Source organism: Butyrivibrio sp. FCS014, assembly GCF_000526935.1.
Lineage (GTDB): Bacteria > Bacillota > Clostridia > Lachnospirales > Lachnospiraceae > Butyrivibrio.
The window spans coordinates 14,597-37,863 of sequence record NZ_JAHA01000010.1 but is presented as its reverse complement, the minus strand read 5'-3'; the positions used below and the strand labels follow the sequence as shown (position 1 = coordinate 37,863).

22 protein-coding genes are annotated in these 23,267 nt (G+C 48.0%); 20 read left to right on the top strand and 2 right to left on the bottom strand.

What is annotated here, in order from left to right:
- Positions 1–90 precede the first annotated feature (90 nt).
- Entirely contained in the window at positions 91–1,233 is a 1,143-nt protein-coding gene (locus T456_RS0111020) for a glycoside hydrolase family 88/105 protein (protein ID WP_024866192.1), read from the bottom strand.
- 205 nt (positions 1,234–1,438) lie between these two features.
- Between T456_RS0111020 and T456_RS0111015 the strand changes: the two genes are divergently transcribed.
- The 14 genes from T456_RS0111015 to T456_RS0110950 all read left to right on the top strand — a co-directional run bounded on the left by T456_RS0111015 (position 1,439) and on the right by T456_RS0110950 (position 16,736).
- Positions 1,439–2,806: a M18 family aminopeptidase gene (locus T456_RS0111015; RefSeq protein WP_024866191.1), complete on the top strand. Its 1,368-nt coding sequence runs from the start codon at positions 1,439–1,441 to the stop codon at positions 2,804–2,806.
- 113 nt (positions 2,807–2,919) lie between these two features.
- Positions 2,920–4,485: an SseB family protein gene (locus T456_RS0111010; protein ID WP_024866190.1), complete on the top strand. Its 1,566-nt coding sequence runs from the start codon at positions 2,920–2,922 to the stop codon at positions 4,483–4,485.
- A gap of 99 nt (positions 4,486–4,584) precedes the next feature.
- Positions 4,585–5,490 (top strand): chemotaxis protein CheX, encoded by a 906-nt coding sequence (locus T456_RS0111005; RefSeq protein ID WP_024866189.1) that lies wholly within the window; start codon positions 4,585–4,587, stop codon positions 5,488–5,490.
- 2 nt (positions 5,491–5,492) lie between these two features.
- Positions 5,493–5,846 carry a response regulator gene (locus T456_RS0111000; protein ID WP_024866188.1) on the top strand — a complete coding sequence of 118 codons (354 nt, stop codon included), beginning with the start codon at positions 5,493–5,495 and terminating at the stop codon, positions 5,844–5,846.
- A gap of 94 nt (positions 5,847–5,940) precedes the next feature.
- Positions 5,941–6,663, top strand: coding sequence for an elongation factor P 5-aminopentanone reductase (gene ymfI, locus T456_RS0110995; RefSeq protein WP_024866187.1), 723 nt, complete (start codon positions 5,941–5,943; stop codon positions 6,661–6,663).
- A gap of 102 nt (positions 6,664–6,765) precedes the next feature.
- On the top strand, positions 6,766–7,704 hold the full coding sequence (gene trxB / locus T456_RS0110990) for a thioredoxin-disulfide reductase (protein ID WP_197026882.1): 939 nt from the start codon (positions 6,766–6,768) through the stop codon (positions 7,702–7,704).
- A gap of 98 nt (positions 7,705–7,802) precedes the next feature.
- A complete protein-coding gene (locus T456_RS0110985; protein WP_024866185.1) occupies positions 7,803–9,125 on the top strand; it encodes a C40 family peptidase in 1,323 nt (440 codons plus the stop codon).
- A gap of 598 nt (positions 9,126–9,723) precedes the next feature.
- Entirely contained in the window at positions 9,724–10,254 is a 531-nt protein-coding gene (gene hpf / locus T456_RS0110980; protein ID WP_024866184.1) for a ribosome hibernation-promoting factor, HPF/YfiA family, read from the top strand.
- A 179-nt stretch (positions 10,255–10,433) separates the two neighbouring features.
- Positions 10,434–11,624, top strand: a complete 1,191-nt coding sequence (locus T456_RS0110975) for an acetyl-CoA C-acetyltransferase (protein ID WP_024866183.1) — start codon at positions 10,434–10,436, stop codon at positions 11,622–11,624.
- 187 nt (positions 11,625–11,811) lie between these two features.
- The gene (locus T456_RS0110970) at positions 11,812–12,606 is read left to right on the top strand and encodes an enoyl-CoA hydratase-related protein (protein ID WP_024866182.1); all 795 of its coding nucleotides are present in this window, start codon (positions 11,812–11,814) and stop codon (positions 12,604–12,606) included.
- Positions 12,607–12,644: 38 nt separating this feature from the next.
- Entirely contained in the window at positions 12,645–13,517 is an 873-nt protein-coding gene (locus T456_RS0110965; RefSeq protein WP_024866181.1) for a 3-hydroxyacyl-CoA dehydrogenase NAD-binding domain-containing protein, read from the top strand.
- A 79-nt stretch (positions 13,518–13,596) separates the two neighbouring features.
- Positions 13,597–14,757 (top strand): acyl-CoA dehydrogenase, encoded by a 1,161-nt coding sequence (locus T456_RS0110960; protein ID WP_024866180.1) that lies wholly within the window; start codon positions 13,597–13,599, stop codon positions 14,755–14,757.
- 40 nt (positions 14,758–14,797) lie between these two features.
- Entirely contained in the window at positions 14,798–15,589 is a 792-nt protein-coding gene (locus T456_RS0110955; RefSeq protein WP_024866179.1) for an electron transfer flavoprotein subunit beta/FixA family protein, read from the top strand.
- A gap of 97 nt (positions 15,590–15,686) precedes the next feature.
- Positions 15,687–16,736, top strand: a complete 1,050-nt coding sequence (locus T456_RS0110950) for an electron transfer flavoprotein subunit alpha/FixB family protein (protein ID WP_024866178.1) — start codon at positions 15,687–15,689, stop codon at positions 16,734–16,736.
- A gap of 229 nt (positions 16,737–16,965) precedes the next feature.
- On the opposite strand, the gene tnpA is transcribed toward T456_RS0110950, so the two are convergent.
- On the bottom strand, positions 16,966–17,460 hold the full coding sequence (tnpA, locus tag T456_RS0110945; RefSeq protein ID WP_051465022.1) for an IS200/IS605 family transposase: 495 nt from the start codon (positions 17,458–17,460) through the stop codon (positions 16,966–16,968).
- A gap of 96 nt (positions 17,461–17,556) precedes the next feature.
- On the opposite strand from tnpA, the gene T456_RS0110940 reads away from it, so the two are divergent.
- From T456_RS0110940 to T456_RS0110920, 6 genes are all read left to right on the top strand, one after another.
- The gene (locus T456_RS0110940) at positions 17,557–18,960 is read left to right on the top strand and encodes an RNA-guided endonuclease InsQ/TnpB family protein (protein ID WP_024866176.1); all 1,404 of its coding nucleotides are present in this window, start codon (positions 17,557–17,559) and stop codon (positions 18,958–18,960) included.
- 140 nt (positions 18,961–19,100) lie between these two features.
- A complete protein-coding gene (mtnA, locus tag T456_RS0110935) occupies positions 19,101–20,288 on the top strand; it encodes an S-methyl-5-thioribose-1-phosphate isomerase (protein WP_024866175.1) in 1,188 nt (395 codons plus the stop codon).
- A gap of 209 nt (positions 20,289–20,497) precedes the next feature.
- Complete coding sequence (locus tag T456_RS0110930; protein ID WP_024866174.1) at positions 20,498–21,514, top strand: energy-coupling factor ABC transporter permease; 1,017 nt, start codon at positions 20,498–20,500, stop codon at positions 21,512–21,514.
- A 24-nt stretch (positions 21,515–21,538) separates the two neighbouring features.
- Positions 21,539–21,829 (top strand): energy-coupling factor transporter transmembrane protein EcfT, encoded by a 291-nt coding sequence (locus tag T456_RS23135; protein WP_242835931.1) that lies wholly within the window; start codon positions 21,539–21,541, stop codon positions 21,827–21,829.
- Between the two features lie 13 nt (positions 21,830–21,842).
- On the top strand, positions 21,843–22,340 hold the full coding sequence (locus tag T456_RS23130) for an energy-coupling factor transporter transmembrane component T (RefSeq protein ID WP_242835938.1): 498 nt from the start codon (positions 21,843–21,845) through the stop codon (positions 22,338–22,340).
- 20 nt (positions 22,341–22,360) lie between these two features.
- The gene (locus T456_RS0110920) at positions 22,361–23,122 is read left to right on the top strand and encodes an energy-coupling factor ABC transporter ATP-binding protein (RefSeq protein ID WP_024866173.1); all 762 of its coding nucleotides are present in this window, start codon (positions 22,361–22,363) and stop codon (positions 23,120–23,122) included.
- The last annotated feature ends 145 nt before the right edge of the window (positions 23,123–23,267 follow it).

The following is a 23,267-nucleotide window of genomic DNA, read 5'->3' as shown; positions in this document are numbered from 1 at the left end:
ATTCAATTTTCTCAATATAGTTCGGCTCATCACTGCCTATGCACCAACTCCAAACATCCCCGTATGCATCATGCCCGGAACGTCCGTCCATCACTGCCTCCGCAGCAGCTCAGTATAAGCCAGTATCAGCGGCGCAACGCCCTTAGCCTCATTCTCCACCACGGGCTCGGAGAAGTAATACTCCAAAGATCCGTCCCTGTGCTGAGCGCCGCCAAGGCCTGCCACAAGACAGATGCCGCCAAGCTTGGGCGAGCCGTCCTCGTTGCGGGAGAGGTACTTGGATGTGATTCCGTCAAAGGCCTTCTCAGCCACAGCCTCAAAGCGCTGTGGCAGATATCCAAGACGAACACCTTTAAGAAGTCCATAGGCGATCAGCGCTGTACCTGAAGTCTCCAGGTAGTTCCCTTCAGCATCCGGGCGGTCTACAACCTGATAGAACATTCCGCTCTCATCCTGGTAGGGCAGAAGCGCGTCAGCCAGATTCTTGAGCATTGTCTGAAGATAGCGAAGCTCGTAGTACATGGACTCGTCCATGGCCTCTGCTGTATCAACCAAAGCAACGGTAAACCAGCCAAGAGCCCTGAGCCAGAAATTCGGGCTGCAGCCGGTCTCGGGATCAGCCCAGTACATCTCGCGGCTCTCGTCGTAGCCGTGATAGTAGAGCCCGGTCTTGGGATCCTTCATCAGCGCCTCAACGTTCTTGAACTGCTTGAAAGAATCCAGGCACCCCTGCATCTTGTTGTAGCGCTTTTCGTATTCCATATAGAAAGGCTGCGCCATATACATGCCGTCCAGCCAAACCTGCCAGGGGTAAATGTTCTTGTGCCAGTAGTTGCCGGCCTTGGTCCTGGGCATTGTGGCCAGCTGCAGCCGCACGGTGTCCATGGCCTTTCTGTATTTCTCCTTGCCGGTCAGATCATAGAGCTTAAAGAGATTCTTGGAGGGATTGACGTTGTCCAGGTTGTACTCCTCGGCGCTGTAGGTCTTGATGGAGCCGTCCTCCTGAACAAACCAGCCAACAAAACTGTCCGCAAAATCCAGGTATTTCTTATCCCCGGTCATCTCATACAGTGACAGCACGCTGGTGATCATGCATCCGTCGATATAGTTCCATTTGTTGGGCTTCCCGGCCCTGATATTCTCGATATTCCAGTAAGGGTGCTCCGCATCGGATTTATCCAGCAGAAAGTCCACATATTCACCCAGCATCTTAAAAGTTTCTTCTCTTGTCATCCCCAATTCTCCTTGCTCATAAAAAAGATAAAAACCACAAATAATCTTCAAAATGTAAGCGCTTACATAATAACATACCACCGCATTTTTAGCAACGGTTTTCCTGATTTTATGCTATACTTGTTTTTGTCACAAAGACGAGATTCCCGGCGCATTTTACGCCGGCTTTACAGAACATAAATCAGCACACAAACGAGGTACCAATATGCCAAGAAAATCCGAAGATAAACCCGCAACATCATCGGCCCGTCGTCCCAAGACCGCCGATAAACCTGCAACATCATCGGCTCGCAGGCCCAAATCAACCTACGATTCTACGGTCCGCCGTATGCTGGACTTCATAGACGCGTCCCCCACCTGCTTCCACGTGGTGGACAATCTTAAGAAGCAGCTCACAGCGGCCGGCTTTACTGAGCTTTCTGAGGGAAAAGAGTGGTCTCTAACCCCGGGCGACTACTTCGTAACACGAAACGATTCGTCCATCATTTCCTTCAGGATTCCCAAGGCTGACTTTGCCGGCTTTAACATGATCGCCAGCCACAGCGATTCTCCCAGCTTCAAGATCAAGGAGAATCCCGAGATGGAGGCCGCCGGCGCCTATATCAAACTAAACGTTGAGAAGTACGGCGGAATGCTGTGCGCCCAGTGGTTCGACAGACCGCTGTCCGTAGCAGGCCGCGTAGTTATAAGCGATAAGGGCAGGCTCACAACAAAGCTCGTCAACATCGACAGAGATCTTCTGATGCTCCCGGCCCTTGCCATCCACATGAACCGCGAGGCCAACGACGGCTACAAGTACAACGCCCAGGCTGACATGCTTCCGGTTTTCGGAGACGCTGATTCCGAAGCTATGTTTTTTGACCTGGTAGCTCAGGCCGCCGGCGTGAAACCCGGTGACATTCTTGGTCACGACCTGTTCCTTTACGGCAGGGTGAAGCCCACTTTCTGGGGCAGCCGCGAGGAGTTCATCTCCAGCGCAAGGCTCGATGACCAGGAGTGCGTCTACACCAGCTTCGAGGGCTTTCTTAATTCCTCGGCAAAAGAGAATGTGGCCGTCCACTGCGTTTTTGATAATGAGGAAGTCGGAAGCGGCACCAAGCAGGGCGCAGACTCCACTTTCCTTAAGGATACATTGAGGCGTATCAACGCCGGCCTTGGCAGAACAGAGGAGCAGTATTACACTGCAATTGCAAACAGCTTCATGATCTCTGCCGACAATGCCCACGCCGTGCACCCCAATCATCCCGACAAAGCAGATCCTGTAAACAGGCCTGTTATGAATAAGGGAATTGTGATAAAGTACAATGGCAATCAGAAATATACAACCGATGCTGTTTCGGCTGCCAGGTTCAAACTCCTTTGCGAGAAGGCCGGAGTTCCTTATCAGACCTTTGTGAACCGTTCCGATATGGCAGGCGGCTCAACCCTCGGCAATATTTCAACAGCTCAGGTTTCAGTGAGCACTGTGGATATCGGACTTGCCCAGCTGGCTATGCATTCACCCTATGAATCCGCAGGCAGCAAGGATCCTGAGTACCTGGCAAAAGTGTCGGAAGTTTTCTACAACGAGTAAAAGAGCGCAGGCCGGTTTAGCACCCCACACGCCGCATCGCGGCCGCTAAGCACCGTAAAGGCCCGTGCCACAAGCACCACCCATACACAGTTTTTTTGGAGGATTATTTTTTAATGGGATTATTTGACAGATTCAGCAAAAAGAAAAAAGACGTAAACGAGGAGGAGCTGCAGGAGCAGAAGGCCCGCCGCAAGAAGCCCCGCCGCGACGACGAGCGCGACGATGACCGCGATGAGCGCACCGGAAAAGACCACGGCAGCAAAGAACGCGACGACCGCGACAACCGCAAAGAGCGTGATGACCGCGAACCCCGCCGCAAGAAGCAGCACCACGATTTCCGCGAGGAAGAAACTCACGACTACAACAATGAGCCGGATAGTGATGGCTCTTTTGACCGGAATGATGAGAGCGCGGATATTCATGATTTTCGCGAGGTTCAGGACCATGAGATGCCCGGCCGCAAGAACAGCGCCGGCAGCGCAGCAGCGGAAGACGGAGACCAGGATCCTTACGCAGACCTTGAGTGGCCTGTGATTCAGCGTATCAACCCCGTCAACGTCAAGGACCACGAGAACGACGTGATCGAGGAGACCGTGTCCCCTGAGCGCAAGGACGAGATCGGCGAGATGGTATTCGACGAGGACCTCTCCCCCGACACGCTGAAGTTCCTCTCAGGACAGGAGCTTTTGTTCCTTCTTACAACCATGGAGGTTTTCAACAGAAAGTCTCCGCTGCCCGAGTTCAAGGCCAACCACCGCAAGGTTTACAACGAACTCATCGACAGACTCAGGAACGCCAAGAGCCTGTTCGTGCTTTACGATAACACCACCGGCTATCCTTTCATCGACAACGGTTTTGCCAATGTATATTTTGAAAAAGAGCTGGCGGAGAAGGTTGCAGGCATCTTTGAGGCCCAGTTCAGAAAGCTCACCGCCCGTGAGTGCCCGATAGAAGTTGAGGGCAACGACCCTAACAAGAAGAATTTCTACGATTTCCTCTATTATGTGGGAATCGAGAACCTGATCGTCGACAACGGCGCTTACAGAGCCCGCATCAAGAGAAAAGAGATCATGCCTTCACCCATGGAGTGGGGCCGCGCCGACAATGACAAGAGCCCCAAAAACCCGGAGCTCAACTTTGCGATGCTTGATTTCTTAGAGGAGCTCAAGTGGCCGGTTAAGTACGAGAAGCGTCCCGAAGTTCTCAAGGCAAAAGAGCTGAGAATGCTTTCACTTCTTCGCAATGCCAAGTTCATGGTGCCCATGCAGCATGAGGGGCCTGCAGAGATGGGAGAGAACGGACAGCTCAAGTTCACCAAGGACACCAAGATCAGGTTCCTTGTAATGAAGACCAAAGATGACAAGCAGTTCCTTCCTATATACACTGACGGCTTTGAGTTCAGTAAGCTTGGCAGGGAAGCCGGCGTTTGGAACGTAGGTATCTTCAGCTACAGGGATATCGTTAAGTTCGCCATGGACAAAGACGGCGTAAGGATCAATCCTCAGGGCCACGGCCTTGTTATTACCAAGGAGAGGATCGCGGCACTTGAGAACGACCTTCAGAAGGCAGCTGCAGCAACAGCCAAAAAGGCCCCTGCAAAGCCCGTGGGACCGGCAGCAGATGACGCAGTTCAGCAGGCCTTAAAGCAGGCTATGTCTGACCTTAACAGCGACAAGTAACAAATCTTATAAAACTATAAATTGCTTGTTAATGAACGTATATTAGTCTAGAATTGAAGTAGCACCCTTGTTTTTTGCGCTTATAAAAAGGAGCGACGGATGTTAGACAGACTGATCGGATATTATCTCGTGGAGCGGGGAATGCTCACCAAATCCCAGCTTCTCGAGGCATATAAAGAACAGGAATTCAACCGTGCCAAGCTGGGGGTTATCGCCGTGGCTGAGAAGCTCATGACCATAGCTCAGGCGGAGCAGGTCAACATGCTTCAGCAGTCCATGGACAAACGTTTCGGCGATATCGCCATCGAGAAGGGATACCTTTCTCAGGCTCAGGTCGGAAGGTTGTTGGAGCTGCAGGGCAATACGTACCTTGCTTTTCTCCAGGCCGTTGTGGACAAGGGTTATCTTACCATGGAGCAGCTTAAATCCGTTGAAGAGGAATTCCAGAAGAATCACGGCTTCACCGAGAGCGATATGTCTGCCCTCAAGACGGGAGATATAGAGCAGGCTGTTCCCATTTTCCTGAACACTTCAAATCCTTCCTACAGAGAAATGTTTATCATGGGTATCAAGAACCTGTACCGCCTCATGGACAACCATCTGTGCCTGGGACAGGCTTATACGGTAGGGAGGATCAAGGACGAGGTTATCGGCTATCAGAAGTTCCACGGTGACAGAAACGCCACCATTGCCATCTCCGGCAAGTATGAGGACCTTCGGAAAATGGCCATCGCCTACACCAAGGAAGAATTCATCGAGACCAGGGAAGACGCACTGGATGCTGTCTGCGAGGTTATTAACTGTATCAACGGACTTTACGCCAGCGAGATGAGCAAAAATGACGTGAAGATTGAGCTGGAGCCCCCTGAATTCACGGTTTCCTTCACTGAAGTCAGCTGTGACGAGATGATGGTTCTGCCTGTCTACACCCACGGCGGAGAGGCTAAATATATTATCGCTGTTTCAAAAGATATTTCTCTTGGCATGAAAGCATCGGAGGCATAGATATGAAGAGCGTACTGATAGTTGACGATTCCAGAACTTCCAGAAGGATCCTCACAGATATCCTGAACAGAGCAGGTTACAGTATAAAAGGCGAAGCAATAAACGGCAAAGAGGCTGTAGAGATGTATCCCAAGCTCATGCCCGACATTGTCACCATGGACATCACTATGCCCGAGATGGACGGCATCGAAGCCCTTCGAAGGATCCGCGAGCAGTTCCCTGACGCTAAGGTGGTGATGGTCACCGCCGCCGGCCAGAAAGACAAGATGATGGAGGCCGTAAAGCTTGGCGCCTGTGAATTTGTGGCCAAGCCCTTCGTAGAAGAAACTGTCCTCGAGGCTTTAGCCAAGTGCTGAAGATGTACCTGCAAGGCATATTATCTGATATAATTTCGCCGGGGGCATAATGCCTTCGGCGTTTCTTTTTATAATAGTAAAAAGAGGTATCGAAATGAACCGAAAAGTACTTATAACCGGCGCGTCCAGAGGGATTGGACGGGCAATAGCTGTCTCTTTTGCCGAGGCCGGAGACGAGCTTTACATTACCTGTAAGGAGAGCGAAAAAGAGCTGGTGGCCCTTGCCCGGGAACTTGAAAAAACCTGCGGCGTAAAGTGCTCGCCCTTTATCTGCGATGTCTCAGACCCTGAGGCCGTGAGAAAGCTCTTTTCCCGGATCCCGGAGGTGGATATTCTCGTTAACAATGCGGGGATTGCCTGGATGGGGCTTCTCACCGACATGACCGCCGAGGATTGGCACAGCGTCATGGGCACGAACCTGGATTCCCTGTTCTATATGTGCACCGGAGCTATTCCGGGTATGGTCAAAAGAAAAAGCGGCCGCATTATCAACATCTCATCGGTATGGGGGTCTGTTGGAGCATCCTGCGAGGTTGCCTATTCCGCGTCCAAGGGCGGAGTCAATGCTTTTACCAAGGCTCTTGCCAAGGAACTGGCGCCAAGCAATGTGCAGGTGAATGCGGTCTCCTGCGGTGTGATCGACACGGATATGAACAGGAGGCACCTTACAAGCGAGGATCTTAAAGGATTGGAGGAGGAGATTCCCGCGGGAAGGATGGGAGACGCCCGGGAAGTGGCTGATATGGTGCTTAAACTGGCGGAAGCACCCTTCTATCTTACCGGACAGATAATCACGATTGACGGGGCATGGATTTAAATTGTATAAAATTTAATTGTATGTATTGCATTTTTTAAAATTTGTGGTATTCTGATCATAGTTCTTTTAACAAACGATTATTCTTAAAGGAGGATAAACACTATGTACGATCTTATTATTATCGGTTCCGGCCCTGCTGGTCTTTCAGCTGCTGTATATGCAAAGAGAGCAGGACTCAACATGCTTATTATAGAGAAAAATCCTGTCAGCGGAGGTCAGATCATTGACACTTACGAAGTTGACAACTATCTGGGAATTCCCGGAGTTAACGGATTTGATCTTGCAATGAAATTCAGAGAGCACGCTGACAAGCTCGGCGCTGAGTTCGTTGATGCAACAGTTACAGGCGTTACCTGCATTTCAAAGGGCTCTGACACGGAGGCTCCTGTTTATAAGGTAGCAACTGATAACGGCGAGTTTGAGACACACACCATCATCCTTGCCACAGGCGCTCACCACTCCAAGCTCCAGATACCCGGTGAGGAAGAGTTCATCGGTAAGGGCGTTTCCTACTGCGCAACCTGCGACGGTGCCTTCTACAGAGGCAAGGTAACAGCAGTAAACGGCGGCGGAGATGTGGCTGTTGAGGATGCTATCTTCCTTTCAAGATTCTGCAGCAAGGTTTACCTGATCCACAGAAGAGATGAGCTCAGAGCAACCAAGATCCTTCAGGACGAGCTTTTCGGACTTGAGAACGTTGAGGTTATCTGGGACAGCGTACTTAAGGAGATCGAGGGTGATGATAAGGTAAATAACCTGAAAGTTGAAAATGTTAAGACAAAAGAAATTTCTGACCTTAATGTCGACGGTATTTTTGTTGCCATTGGTATCCATCCTTCAACAGATCTTTTTGCAGATATTGTTGAGTGCGATGAGAAGGGTTACGTAATCGCAGGAGAGGACGGAGCTACATCAGCACCCGGTATCTTTGTTGCAGGTGATTCAAGGGCTAAGAGGCTTCGCCAGATTGTAACAGCAGTAGCTGACGGCGCTAACGCAGTTACTTCCGTTCAGGATTTCATGGTCGGAAAAGCGAAGTGATTTAATAGAAAATTTAGAATTAAGTTGACAAATGAATAGATGTGGCGTATATTTTTAAAAGATGTAACAAATTCGTAACATTTATTCGGAGGTTAGTTTTGAAAAGACCAATAATGCGGCTGGCGGCTTTTACTATGACAGCTGCACTAGTATTTACAAACTACAGTATAGATTCATACGCAACATCTAATAAGGTTACAAGTGTACTGCCGCAGGCAGGTATCACCTATGCTCTCGGCAGCAATCAGGTTTCACTTTCAAATCTTCAGGAGTCGGTTGAGAATGACAAGCAGCAGGACGCTGATGCAGCGGCCAGCACCAGCAAGTCAGCAGTGGCAGAGGCCATTGAGGCATCCGACACCAAGACAGATGTAACACCTACAGCTTCAGCTATTACCAACAGCATTCTTTCAGATATCCAGAGTGCGACAGGTGCTGTTATCAGGAATACTTCCAAGGAGACAGAGGTTACCGAGGAAGAGCAGTCTGAGGAAGAGATGTTCAAGACTCTTGTTATCGCTCAGGTTAATGATTACGTAAACGTTCGTGATCTCCCTGATGAGAACGAGGGCGAGGTAGTAGGTAAGCTTTATGACAAGTCAGTTGGTACCTTCATCGAGGAGACCAACGGCTGGTACAAGATCAAGTCCGGATCTGTTGAAGGCTATGTAAAGGGCGAGTACTGTGTCACAGGTGATGACGCGGTTGAGCTGGCCAAGCAGGTTGGAACCAGGATCGCAACAGTTACCACTACAACACTTAAAGTTAGGGGAGGCCCAAGCCTTGATGCAGAGGTTCTCGGTCTCGTACCTATAGAGGATCAGCTTGTAGTTGAGGAAGAGCTCGATGAGTGGGTTAAGGTTAGTATCGAGGAAGGTGACGGATACGTTTCCCTTGATTATGTAACACTTTCCACTGAGTTCGTTAAGGCTGAGTCCAAGGCAGAAGAGGAAGCACGTCTTGCTAAGGAAAGAGCTGCAAGAGAAGCTGCTAACAAGGCTGCCAAGTCAAGTACCAAGAGTAGTTCAGGATCATCCAGCTACAATTCAGCAAGCTCCTACACAACAGCTACCAGCTCCATCGGTTCCGCAGTTGCTCAGTTTGCTCAGCAGTTCGTTGGTAATCCTTATGTTTACGGCGGCACATCACTTACAAATGGTGCCGATTGCTCCGGATTCGTTATGAGCGTATATGCTAACTTCGGTGTTAGCCTTCCTCATTCCTCCGGTGCTGACAGATCTGTAGGTGCAGCAGTTGACGGACTTGCAAACGCACAGCCCGGTGACATTGTCTGCTACTCCGGTCACGTAGCTATCTACATCGGAAACGGACAGATCGTACACGCTTCTACAGCCAAGACCGGTATTAAGATTTCAGATGCCGGATACAGAACAGTACTTGCTGTAAGAAGGATCTTCTAAAATCACAGAAGCCATGTTCAGAGATGAACATGGCTTCTTTTTATTTGTTGCGCTGCGCCCGGATTTGTGGAGTTCGCCCTGCACACTCGGAACAGCTGCGCTGTTCCTTGCTTTCCGTCGTTCGCCCTGCACACTCGGAACAGCTGCGCCGTTCCTCGTTTCACGGCATTCGCCGTATACAAACCAAAAAATAAGACTGGGGTTAAGTAAACTTACCCCAGCCTTATTTTTAGTTTGTGCATGGCTCACTTTGCTGCAAAAATCTCCCTTTTGCACAGAATCTGGTTTGTCAACAGTAAATTAAAGGTTTTCGAAAGTTCTTTTCCCAAAAGTTATCCACAAACGGTAAAACATAAACGGCGATTTTATGAGTTATACACGAAGTTATCCACATTATCCACAAAAATAATGGGATATGGGTGGATTTCGTACAATGGAAAACAAAGGTTATTTTTTGTGCATTTTGTACAAAAAGCATATAATTAACGAAAAGATAATAATCAATTTGCGGTTAAAAATTGCAAGTGTGTATTGTTCAATGATATAATACTTGTAACACTAAATAGCCGTAAATTGGCGCAGTAAAGGGGATGATTGCATGAAATTTACTATCGTTGGAAAGAACATTGATGTAACACCCGGATTGAAATCAGCAGTAGAAGAGAAGATTGGCAAGCTGGAGAAATACTTTACTCCGGACACCAATGCTAACGTAACACTTAGCGTAGACAAGGAGAGACATAAGATCGAGGTTACAATCCCTGTTAAGCACAAGATCATCCGTGCCGAGCAGGTCAGCAATGACATGTATGTTTCCATCGACCTTGTTGAGGAAGTAATTGAGAGACAGCTCAAGAAGTACAAGAGCAAACTGGTTGACAAGCAGCAGGCCGAGGCCAGCAACTTCAAGAAGGAGTACATCGAGGCGGACTACATGGATGACGAGGAGATCCGTATCGAGCGTATGAAGAAGTTCGATCCCAAGCCTATGTACGCTGAGGATGCCTGTGTTCAGATGGAACTTCTGGGTCACAATTTCTTTGTTTTCGTTAACGCCGAGACCGATGCGGTAAATGTTGTCTACAAGAGAAAGGGTAACACCTACGGTCTTATTGAACCTGAAGTATAAAAGACTGTTAAATAACAATCAAGTCATTAGTTTTTTATAAAATAGCTCCCTGCGGGGAGCTATTTTTGTTGCAAATGCATAAGTGCTGTGCTACAATAAAATTGCTGTGACAAAATTTTAACACACAAATTTTGAACAGCAACAACCACAAGATTTCTCAAAAACGGAGGTAATACTTTATGGCACAGAAAGTAGTTTTGGCAGGCGCTTGCAGAACAGCTATCGGTAAGATGGGCGGAGCTCTCAGCAACACACCTGCAGCAGATCTCGGTACTATAGTAATCAAGGAAGCCCTTAACAGAGCAGGTGTTAAGCCTGATCAGGTTGATGAGGTACTCATGGGCTGCGTTATCCAGGCAGGACTTGGACAGAACGTTGCCAGACAGGCATCCATCAAGGCAGGAATTCCCAATGAGGTACCTGCAGTAACAATTAACGTAGTATGCGGATCAGGTCTTAACTGTGTCAATATGGCAGCAGACCTCATTTTAGCCGGCGAGGCTGATATCGTAGTAGCAGGTGGTATGGAGAACATGTCAATGGCTCCTTACGCACTTCCCAATGCACGTTTCGGATATCGTATGAACAACGGAACAGTTGTAGATACCATGGTAAACGATGCTCTTACAGATGCATTCAATCACTATCACATGATGATCACAGCAGAGAACATCTGCGACAGATGGGGACTTACAAGAGAAGAGCTCGACGAGTTCTCAGCTAATTCTCAGCAGAAGTGCGAGAAGGCTATGGCTGACGGCAAGTTCAACGACGAGATCGTTCCTGTTCCCGTTAAGGTTAAAAAGGAAATGGTAGACTTCAAGGTTGATGAGGGACCTCGTGCCGGCACAACCGTTGAGACACTTTCAAAGCTTAAATGCTGCTCAGGCAAAGAGGGCGGCCTTGTAACTGCAGGTAACGCATCTGGTATCAACGACGGTGCTGCTGCTATCGTAGTTATGAGCGAAGAGAAGGCAAAAGAGCTGGGAATCAAGCCCATGGCTACATGGGTAGGCGGAGCTCTTGCAGGTGTTGAGCCCGAGGTTATGGGTATCGGCCCTGTTGCTGCTACAAAGAAGGTTCTCAAGAAGACAGGTCTTACACTGGACAACATCGACCTTATTGAGGCCAACGAGGCATTTGCTGCTCAGTCAGTTGCAGTTGCAAAGGACCTTGGCTTTGATATGAGCAAGGTTAACGTAAACGGCGGCGCTATCGCTCTCGGACATCCCGTTGGAGCATCAGGATGTCGTATCCTTGTTACTCTTCTTCACGAGATGGCAAGAAGAGAGGATGCCAAGAAGGGCCTTGCAACTCTTTGCATCGGCGGCGGAATGGGTTGCGCAACAATCGTAGAGAAGTATGAGTGATATAGGGAAACAAGCTGATAACGACTGCTGCGCTTGCGCAGTACAGTCGTTATCAATTTGTTAACCGAACATACATGAGGAAGCAGGCCGATAGGCCGTATTCCGAATGTATGTAGCCTGACGGGAGTGTAAGCGGAGTCAGGCGTATATCACGATAAAAGTAAATCATTCATATAGGAGGCATAAAATGGGTTTTGTTAATTGCGAATTAAAAGACAAGATTGCTGTTATCACCATCAACAGACCTGAGGCTCTCAACGCCCTTAACTCACAGGTTCTTGAGGATCTCGATGCTGCTTTTTCTGCTCTTGACCTTAACGTTGTAAGAGCCGTTGTCCTTACAGGCGCAGGCGAGAAGTCATTCGTTGCAGGCGCAGACATCGGAGAGATGAGCACACTTACAAAGGCTGAGGGCGAGGCTTTCGGCAAAAAAGGCAACGACGTATTCCGCAAGATCGAGCAGTTCCCTGTTCCTGTTATCGCAGCCGTTAACGGCTTTGCACTGGGCGGTGGATGCGAGATCTCAATGAGCTGCGATATCCGTATCTGCTCAGACAACGCTATGTTCGGTCAGCCCGAGGTTGGCCTTGGAATTACTCCCGGCTTTGGCGGAACACAGAGACTTGCCCGTCTCATCGGCGACGGAATGGCTAAACAGCTCATCTATACAGCAAGAAACATCAAGGCAGACGAGGCTCTTAGAATCGGTCTTGTAAATGCCGTATATCCTCAGGAAGAGCTCCTTGCAGCTGCCGAGAAGATGGCTAATCAGATCGCTGCAAACGCTCCAATCGCTGTTCGTGCTTGCAAGAAGGCTATCAACGACGGACGTCAGACAGACATCGACGCAGCTCTTGTTATCGAGGAGAAGCTCTTTGGTTCATGCTTCGAGACAGAGGATCAGAAGGAAGGCATGGCCAACTTCTTAAGAAAGAAAGACGACCCCGCTAAGGTTAAGGTTGTTGACTTTAAGAACGCATAACACACATTTAAGCATATAAAAACTAGGAGGGAATAAAAATGAAAGTTGCTGTAATTGGTGCAGGTACAATGGGTTCAGGTATTGCCCAGACATTTGCTCAGGCTGCAAGCGTAGAGAAGGTTTATCTTTGCGATATCAAGACTGAGTTTGCTGAGGGCGGATTTGCCAAGATCAAGAAGGGTCTTGATAAGCAGGTTGCCAAGGGAAAGAAGACACAGGAAGAGGCTGATGCTATCACAGCCAAGATCCAGACAGGTCTTAATGACATCTGCGCAGATGCTGATCTCGTAGTTGAGGCTGCTCTTGAGGTAATGGATATCAAGAAGAACCTCTTCAAGGAGCTTCAGGACAACATCGTTAAGAATCCCGATTGTATCTTTGCTTCAAACACATCATCTCTTTCAATCACAGAGATTGGCTCAGGCCTTGCAAAGCCCATCATCGGAATGCACTTCTTCAATCCCGCTCCCGTTATGAAGCTGGTTGAGGTTATCCAGGGCGCCAACACTCCCGATGAGTACGTTGATAAGATCAAGAAGATCTCTGAGGATCTCGGAAAGACTCCTGTACAGGTTAACGAGGCAGCAGGCTTCGTTGTTAACAGAATCCTTGTTCCTATGATCAACGAAGGTATCTTCGTATATTCAGAGGGTGTTTCAGATATCGCAGGTATCGACACAGCTATGAAGCTTGGATGTAACCATCCTATGGGACCCCTTGAGCTGGGCGATTACATCGGACTTGATATCGTTCTTGCTATCATGGACGTTCTTTATTCAGAGACAGGCGATTCCAAGTATCGCGCATGCCCTCTTCTTCGTAAGATGGTTCGTGGCAAGAAGCTTGGCGTAAAGACCGGCATCGGTTTCTACAACTACGCTGATGGAAACAAGGTTCCTACAGATAAGTAATTACGAGGCGAGGTTCTTTCGAGCCCGTAGTTTCAGGTGTTTCCTTAAAACATAAACAATATAATCGGAGGTTTATATCATGGATTTTCAGCTTGATCAGCAACATGAAATGGCGAGAGCTCTTTTTAAAGAATTTGCAGAAAAAGAAGTTAAGCCAAATGCAATAGAGGTTGATGAGACAGAAGTATTCCCTATGGAGACCGTTAAGAAGATGCAGAAGTACGGTTTCATGGGTATCCCGATTCCCAAGGAGTACGGCGGACAGGGATGTGACCCTCTCACATACGTAATGTGTGTTGAGGAGCTTGCAAAGGTTTGCGGAACTACAGCAGTTATCGTTTCAGCACATACATCACTTTGCTGCGATCCTATCCTTACATACGGAACAGAAGAGCAGAAGCAGAAATATCTGGTTCCCCTTGCAAAGGGTGAGAAGCTCGGTGCTTTCGGCCTTACAGAGCCCATGGCAGGAACAGACGCTCAGGGCGTACAGACAAAGGCTGTTCTTACAGAGGATGGCAAAGAGTGGATCCTTAACGGATCAAAGTGCTTCATCACAAACGGTGAAGTAGCTGATGTTTACATCATCATCGCTTACACAGATATCGTAGAAGACAAGAGAGGCAGAAAGCAGAAGAAGTTCTCAGCATTCATCGTTGAGAAGGGAACACCCGGATTCACCTTCGGAACAAAGGAGAACAAGATGGGTATCCGCGGATCTTCTACTTACGAGCTTATTTTCCAGGATTGCCACATTCCTGCAGAGAACCTTCTTGGTGCTCGCGGAAAGGGCTTCCCTATCGCAATGCATACTCTGGATGGCGGACGTATCGGTATCGCTGCTCAGGCTCTTGGTATCGCTGAGGGCGCTCTTGACAGAACTGTTGAGTATGTTAAAGAGAGAAAGCAGTTTGGCCGTGCGATCGGTCAGTTCCAGAACACCCAGTTCCAGCTTGCTAACATGGCTACAAAGTGCGAGGCAGCTAAGCTTCTTGTTTATGCAGCGGCAGATGCCAAGAAGAAGACTGACCGCTACTCTGTAGAGGCTGCTAAGGCTAAGCTCTTCGCAGCAGAAGTTGCAATGGATGTTACAACTAAGGCTGTTCAGCTTCACGGTGGATATGGTTACATCAGAGAGTACGAAGTAGAGAGAATGATGCGTGACGCTAAGATCACAGAGATCTACGAGGGTACATCTGAGGTTCAGAGAATGGTTATTTCCGGTGATTTGCTGAAGTAAATCACTTCCTTATGATTAAAAACTAAGAAGGAGAACAAAAATGAAAGTTGTAGTTTGCATTAAGCAGGTCCCTGATACAAAGGGCGGCGTTAAGTTCAAACCCGATGGAACATTGGATAGAGGTGCAATGCTGGCAATCATGAATCCTGATGACAAGGCAGGACTTGAGGCAGCACTTAGATTAAAAGACGAGTACGGCGCAGAAGTTTCAGTTCTTACCATGGGTCTTCCCAAGGCTGACGCAGTACTTAGAGAAGCTCTTGCTATGGGCGCAGACAAGGCTTACCTTGTAACAGACAGAGTTCTGGGCGGCGCTGATACATGGGCAACATCTTCAACAATCGCAGGCGCACTCAGAAACCTTGAGTATGATCTCATCATCACAGGCCGTCAGGCTATCGATGGAGATACAGCTCAGGTTGGACCTCAGATTTCTGAGCATCTTGGAATTCCCGTAATTTCCTATGCTGAGGAGATCAAGGTTGACGAGAAGGCAAGAACAGTTGAAGTTAAGAGACAGTTTGAGGACAGATATCACATCGTAAAGGCTAACATGCCTTGCCTTATCACAGCTCTTTCAGAGCTCAACGAGCCCAGATATATGACTCCCGGCGGAATCTTCGATGCTTTCGACAAGGAAGTTACAGTTTGGGGCAGAGCTGATCTTAAGGACGTTGACGATTCAAACCTTGGTCTTAAGGGATCACCTACACAGATCGCTAAGGCTTCAGATAAGGTAAAGAAGGGACAGGGCGAGAAGGTTACTCCCGATTCACCTGATGAGGCAGTAGATTACATCGTAGGTAAACTTAAGGAGAAACACGTAGTATAAGTGATATGGACGAAAAGTTTCATTTTTGTCTGCGCGCAGGCATTTAATGAAAACTTGACGACCGGAAATAATTATTTATAGAAAAAGGAGAAGAGTCATGTCTTTAGAAGAATATAAAGGTGTATTTATCTTTGCTCAGCAGGTAGATAACGAACTTTCAGGCATCGCCCTGGAGCTTCTGGGCAAAGCAAAGAGTCTTGCAGAAGACCTCGATGAGAAAAAAGTAACCGCAGTACTTCTTGGAAGCGATGTTAAGGGACTTGTTGACAAGCTTGCTGAGTACGGCGCAGACAGAGTAATCGTAGTAGACGATCCCGAGCTTAAGGATTACAGAACAGAGCCTTATACACACGCTCTTGCATCAGTTATCAACGAGTTCAAGCCTGAGATCCTTCTGGTTGGCGCAACAGCCATCGGCCGTGACCTTGGCCCCAGAGTATCATCCAGAGTACACACAGGTCTTACAGCTGACTGTACTCAGCTTGATATCGGAGATTTCCCTCTTGAGCCTGTTGAGGGCAGAGAGCAGAAGCACAAACAGCTTCTTATGACACGTCCTGCTTTCGGTGGAAACACAATCGCAACCATCGCATGCCCTGACTTCAGACCTCAGATGGCTACTGTTCGTCCCGGCGTTATGCAGAAGATCGATCCTATCAAGGGTGCTAAGGCAGAAGTTGTAGACTACAATCCCGGCTTCGAGAAGAACGACTGCTACACAGAGATCGTTAAGATCGTTAAAGAGACTTCAGCAGTTGAAGATATCCAGGCTGCCAAGATCCTTGTATCCGGCGGACGTGGAGTTGGATCACCCGAGAACTTCAAGCTCCTTGAGGATCTCGCAGAGGTTCTTAACGGAACAGTTTCCTGCTCACGTGCAGTTGTAGATTCAGGCTGGAAGCCCAAGGATATGCAGGTTGGACAGACCGGTAAGACCGTTCGTCCTCAGCTGTATTTCGCTATCGGTATCTCCGGTGCCATCCAGCACGTTGCGGGTATGGAAGAGTCCGATATCATCATCGCTATCAACAAAGATGAGAACGCTCCCATCTTTGACGTAGCAGACTACGGTATCGTAGGCGACCTCAACAAGGTTGTTCCCGCTCTTACAAAGAGACTCAAAGACGAGCTCGCTGCTAAGAATTGATAGATCTTGCAGGTTGAATTATTAGACGTATATAACGATCGCCCGGGCAATGCTGCCCGGGCGATTGTTTCTTGATGGGATAGTATATTAGGATCTATTCCGCATTCTTTTTGCCTTTCTTCATACTCATCTTTAGTGATGAATCTGCAATTGCGGCAAGCGTCCTTGAATTATGATATTACGTGCGAGAAAATCCCTTCCGATGAAGTTGGTTGCGTGATGAATCGCACTAGCTTTTCTTTTTGTACTTCCCGGTCTTAATGTATTTGCGTTTGTGTTCTTCTGTTCGCTGATCTTCAATATATTTCTTAACAGTATCAAGAGAAACGCTTCCGGTGGTAGCACAAAAGTAACTTGCACTCCAGAAGGGAGAATCTCCCCAGAGGTATTTCTCAACGTGTGCTCTATATGTGTTTCTTACTTCCTTGGATAATTGCGATTTTAATGAGTTAATGAGTTTTACAGGTGCCACATCAGGTGGCATGGAGATCAGAAGATGCATGTGATCAACATCTGTCTCTGCTGAAATAAGTTCACTGTTCATGCGGCCACAGAGGTAAGCTGCGTAATTCTTCATGAAATCACCGATCTCATCAGTGATCACTTTCTTTCTGTATTTAGTCACGAAAATTATATGGTATGTGAGTTTGTATACGGAATGTGAGCCTCTTCTGTACTCGTTCAGGATATCTGATTCTACTATTTCTACTATTGATTTCTGCATAAATTTGCTCCACATCTAAAGAGAACAAATGTTTGTATGCTTCTGAAAAGTATGCTATAATACTAACTATAGAATACTGATAAGGAATTTTCAACCGTGTACAGAACAAGGCAATACAGGATAAGCAGAAACCACATACTCTATGACTACTGCAGGGGTATCTGCAGATCATCAGCCGTTCTGTACAACAGGGCAAATTTCATCTTAAGGCAGTATTCGTCATCGGTTGATTCAATGGCTGAGTTCAAGCCTCTTTTCCCAAATCAGATGATGGTTTACAGGCTCGTAAGAGATAATCTTTCAGGGACTAAATATCTTGGTGACAGTAAGTGGCTCTCATACAATGGTCTGGACTATCTGCTAAAGGTTACAAGGGATAAGGCGTACTATGCCCTTCCGGCACAGGCTAATCAGCAGATACTGAAACTCCTCCTTCGGGACTATAAGTCTTTCTTTGAAGCTGTAAAAGCATATGGAAGAAATCATGAAGCTTTCACGGGTCGCCCCAAGATGCCGGGATATATGTCACGGGGCTCGTTCAAAACAGCCATCCTGACAAATCAGATCTGCAGGATCAATAATGACTGTCTTAAGTTTCCCGGTACCAGGGATAAGCTGTCTCTTGGCCAGCTCCATGAAGAAGCATGCCTTAAGGAAGTGCGTATAAAGCCCTGTGGAAACAGCTTTGTCCTGGATGTAGTCCTAGCTGTTCCTGATATGGGGATGATCCCAATGGCTGATAAGGATATCCTCTCAGACCTTTCGGATATAGAGGAACTGAAAGATATGAGAGTGATGGCTATAGATCCCGGGACAGACAACTTGGTAGCTGTAGCCAACACTTTTGGTGCAAGGCCATTTGTGATTAAGGGAGGAGTGATCAAGTCAATCAACCAGTTTTACAACAAAGAGATGAAAAGACTCGCATCCTGTGCCATGACATGCAACAACAGGTACAGGACAAGAAAGATGAATGCTCTTACTGAAAAGAGGAACAGAAGGATAAAGGATCAGTTCCATAAGGTGAGCAGACAGCTTGCAGACTATGCAAGGGATAACCATGTAGATGTAGTAGTGATGGGGCATAATACATACCAGAAACGGGAGATAGGTATAGGACATGTCAATAACCAGAACTTTGTGCAGATACCAATGCTGATATTTGCAGACATGCTCAGATACAAACTTGCTGAATATGGTATAGAGTTTGTTCTCACGGAAGAAAGCTACACATCAAAGGCAGACTTTCTTGCAAAAGACTATATCCCTGTGTATAAAAAGAATGCGAAAGAGAACTTCGATTTTTCAGGCAAGAGGATACAGAGAGGACTTTACAGGCACTATGATGGTACAATAACAAATGCAGACATAAATGGAGCTGCAAACATCTTAAGGAAAGTATTCCCAAAGGTAAGCCAATGGGATAGGGGCATCGTGGACATGCCCTGTTCTGCAGGATGCATAGAGCATCCTGCAGGTTCATGCCGCCATGCGGCATAACAGAAATCCTTTCCGACGTGGAGTCGGTGAGGGTAGTTCATGACCACAACCGCCCGGAAATAATATATAATAGTCTAAGCGATATCAGACAAAGCCTGGTGACCCAATATTTGAAATAAATACAAGATCGGAGACCTACAATGAAAAGCATTTTAGATTACGAAACCGTTGCCCTTATAGACGAAGACGACGCTCTGGAGATCATCGACCAGACCCTGCTTCCCGGTAAAACCGAGATCATAAGACTTCACACGGGAAAAGAGATATGGGATGCAATTTACCTTTTGCAGGTAAGAGGAGCTCCTGCCATCGGCGTCAGCGCCGGAATGGGGCTTTACCTTCTGATGAAGCATTCCGCCGCCGGAAGCTACGAGGAATTCATGAGTGAGCTCCAGGAGAAGAGTGATTATCTGAATTCATCGAGGCCCACAGCCGTTAACCTGTCCTGGGCTCTTAAGAGGATGAAGGCCCACGTGGAAGACGTTTACAAGAATCTCACAGATGCTCCGGGAAAAGAAGCATCTGCTTCGCTCCGGGAAACCGCCTCGGGAAAAGATGCATCTGCTTCCCGCGAATCGAAATCCTGGCCCGAGCTCAGATCCGCCCTCATAAAGGAAATGCACGACGAGTGCGAGCGCATCAAGCAGGAGGACATCGACGTCTGCAGACGCATCGGCGAGTATGGTCTTACACTTATCGAGGACGGCTACGGTCTTCTTACCCACTGCAACGCAGGACAGCTGTGTGCCTGCAAGTACGGCACCGCAACTGCGCCCATGTATCTTGCCCATGAGAAGGGCTACAAGATCAAGGTATACTGCGATGAGACAAGACCGCTGCTTCAAGGCGCAAGACTGACAGCTTATGAGCTTTCTTCCGCAGGAATAGACACAACCCTTCTTTGCGATAACATGTCGGCATCTCTTATGAAGAGCGGCGCCATCAATGCTATCTTCACAGGATGCGACAGGGTTGCAGCCAACGGCGATGCGGCAAATAAGATCGGAACCAGCATGGTGGCCCTTGCGGCAAAGAGATACGGAATTCCTTTTTATATCTGCGCGCCTACTTCAACAATTGATCTGAACACTCCCACAGGAGATGACATCAAGATAGAACAGAGAAAACCTGAGGAAGTTACGGAAATGTGGTACAAGGAGCGCATGGCGCCCGAGGGGATAAATGTATATAACCCCGCCTTCGATGTAACGGACAACGAGCTGATAGCCGGCATCGTTACAGAGTACGGCGTTCTCAGGGCTCCCTACGACGAGGCCATCCGCGGCATCTTCGCCAGGAAAGAAGCGGAGAAGAAGACAGAGAAATAATCTCCCCCAACCGGCTCCACGCGGTTAAGGTATTCGGCTACACCGCAATTAATGCATAAAAATAACCCCCTGGGGGGCTTGCGGGTCATATGGCCAGCCACTATACTTAGCTGTGTCGTATTAATAAAAATACACAATTAGATTGGCCAAAATGTCTGCTGCGCAGGCGGTCATCAGAGCCAAAAAGTATAGTTGGGAGGTTTTACTTTATGCATATGGCAGACGCCCTTGTGGCACCGGCAGTGGCCGGAACAATGTATGTATTATCAACTGCGGCAGCAGGAGTATCAGTTAATGAGGTCAGGAAGGAAAGCGCTCCTGAGAAGATCCCGGTAATGGGAGTTATGGGAGCTTTCGTATTTGCGACTCAGATGCTGAACTTTACTATACCCGGTACAGGTTCATCAGGACACCTTTGTGGAGGCATGATGCTCTCTGCACTCCTTGGACCTTTTGCGGGATTCCTTACCATGATAGGAGTACTTCTTGTCCAATGTCTTCTTTTCGCCGACGGAGGACTATTAGCCCTAGGCTGTAACGTCTGGAACATGGCGTTCTACGGGTGCTTTATAGGTGCGCTTCTTATATGGAGACCCATGATGAAGAAGGGAGCAACAAAAGCGAAGATAATCGCGGCCTCAATCATCGGATGTGTTCTTACTCTTCAGCTTGGTGCTTTCTCAGTTTGTATTGAGACACTTTTGTCCGGTGTTACAGAGCTTCCGTTTTCCGTATTCCTTGGAACAATGCAGCCTATTCACCTGGCAATCGGTCTTGTAGAAGGACTTATCACAGCAGCAGTTCTTGTATTCGTACACGAGGCAAGACCTGAGCTTCTCTGGGGCGTTGGTGAGAAGACCGAGGCTAAAGAGGGCAAGCTTTCATTCAAGACAACAATCATCGTTCTTGCAGTTTGCGCAGCGATCGCAGGCGGAGCAATCTCTCTGGTTGCATCAGCATTCCCTGATGGACTTGAGTGGTCCATGGAGAAGGTTGCCGGAACAGCAGAACTTGAGGCAGAGGGCGGAGCATATGATACTGCAGCAGGTATCCAGGATGCCACATCTCTTTTGCCTGACTATGCATTTAAGAACAGTGAGTCAGCTGTAGGCACCAGCTTCTCAGGAATCGTTGGATCTCTGGTAGTTGTAGGTGTTACCGTAGGTGCATGCTACGCCTTCAGATTCTTCAAAAAGAAGGAAGAGACTACGGAGGCAAGTGCCTGATATAATAGCAATTAAGCAGGTTTCATGAAATCAATCGAAGATCATTTATATGAACTTAACAGGCTTCAGGAACTTCAGCAGCGTTCCCATTGGATGAACCGGCTTCATCCTCTGGGGAAGCTGCTTGTTTGCGTTATTTACGTATTTATGGTGGCGTCTGTCGACAAATATGATCTGCAGCGGCTGATCCTGATGGCTGTATTCCCGGCGTTCTGCTTTATCGTGGGAGAGCTCTCCTTCAAGGAGGGCCTGTACAGAATGCGTTTGATACTGCCTTTGGTAATATTTGTGGGCATCTTCAATCCGTTTTTTTGACAGGACTCCGGTGATGATATTTGGCGCTACAGCCGAGAATCCTGCCGGGATCACCATCACAGGCGGAATGGTGTCGATGCTGACCCTGATACTGAAAGGTCTTTTGACGGTGCTTACAGCCTACATTCTCATTGCGCTGACTTCCATTGAGGAGCTGTGCTACGCCCTTCGAATGCTGCACGTGCCGAAGGTCATCGTCATAGTCATCCTCCTGATCTACCGGTATTTCGGGCTTATGGGGAACGAAGCGAATCGCATCACCACGGCTTATCACTTAAGAGCCCCGTCCCAGAAGGGCATACACTACAAGGCCTGGGGAACGCTGGTGGGACAGTGGCTGCTTCGAAGCATGGACCGGGCGGGAGCTGTGTATGAGAGCATGACTTTGAGAGGCTTTAATGGCGATTTTCGGGTAAAAAAGCGTGCGGCTAAACCCGTAGATTTCTTTTTTTCCGATAATATGGATAGCGATATTTATCGTGATCAGATTCTTTGTTTGATCGCAAAGTGATTTAGAAAAGGACGACAGTAATGCACACCGGAGTACACGGAGAACTTCTTAAAATCGAAAACTTAAGCTTCACCTACGAGGACGGAAACATGGTCCTGGAGAACGTAAACCTTGTGGCTCATGACGGAGAGAGCATCGGCATCATCGGCTCCAACGGAATCGGAAAGTCCACACTGATGAAGCTCCTTGTGGGGCTTAGGCTGGAATGCAAGGGAACCCTTGAGGTTTCCGGACATCCCGTTAACAGGAAGAACTTAAACCACATCAGGGAGCATGTGGGCTATGTTTTCCAGGATTCCGACAGCCAGTTGTTCCTTTCCACCATCGAGGAGGATGTGGCCTTCGGACCTCAGAACTACGGCCTTTCTGACGAGGAAGTAGAGCGCCGCGTTCAGGAGGCTCTTGAGAGGGTGCACATCACGGAACTTCGAAAGAAGCACAACTACAAGCTTTCCGGCGGGGAAAAGAAGCTTGCGGCCATCGCCACGATCCTTTCCATGGAGCCGGATATCATTATCATGGACGAGCCGTCCATTGCCCTGGATCCTAAGAACCGCCGAAACCTCATCGGCATACTGAATGAGCTTGACTGCCTTAAGATCATCACCTCCCATGACCTGGATTTTGTCATGGATACCTGCAAGAGGGTGATACTCCTTGACGAAGGCACCATCATCGCCGACGGGGATGCGCAGGAAATACTTCGAAACGAGAAGCTCCTTGAGGATCATGGACTTGAGCTGCCCCTTAGTTTATACAGGAAACATGGCGGTGAAAGCTGACTCTTTTCCCGGGAGGCATTTCTGAAAATAATCTAAAATGCGTTGAGTGCTATACATTAAGATGATAAAATGGAAGTGGTGAGACTCTGCAATTGCGGGTCTGCCGCTTCTTTTTTCTATAATAAAAACATGGATGGAGGAAAAG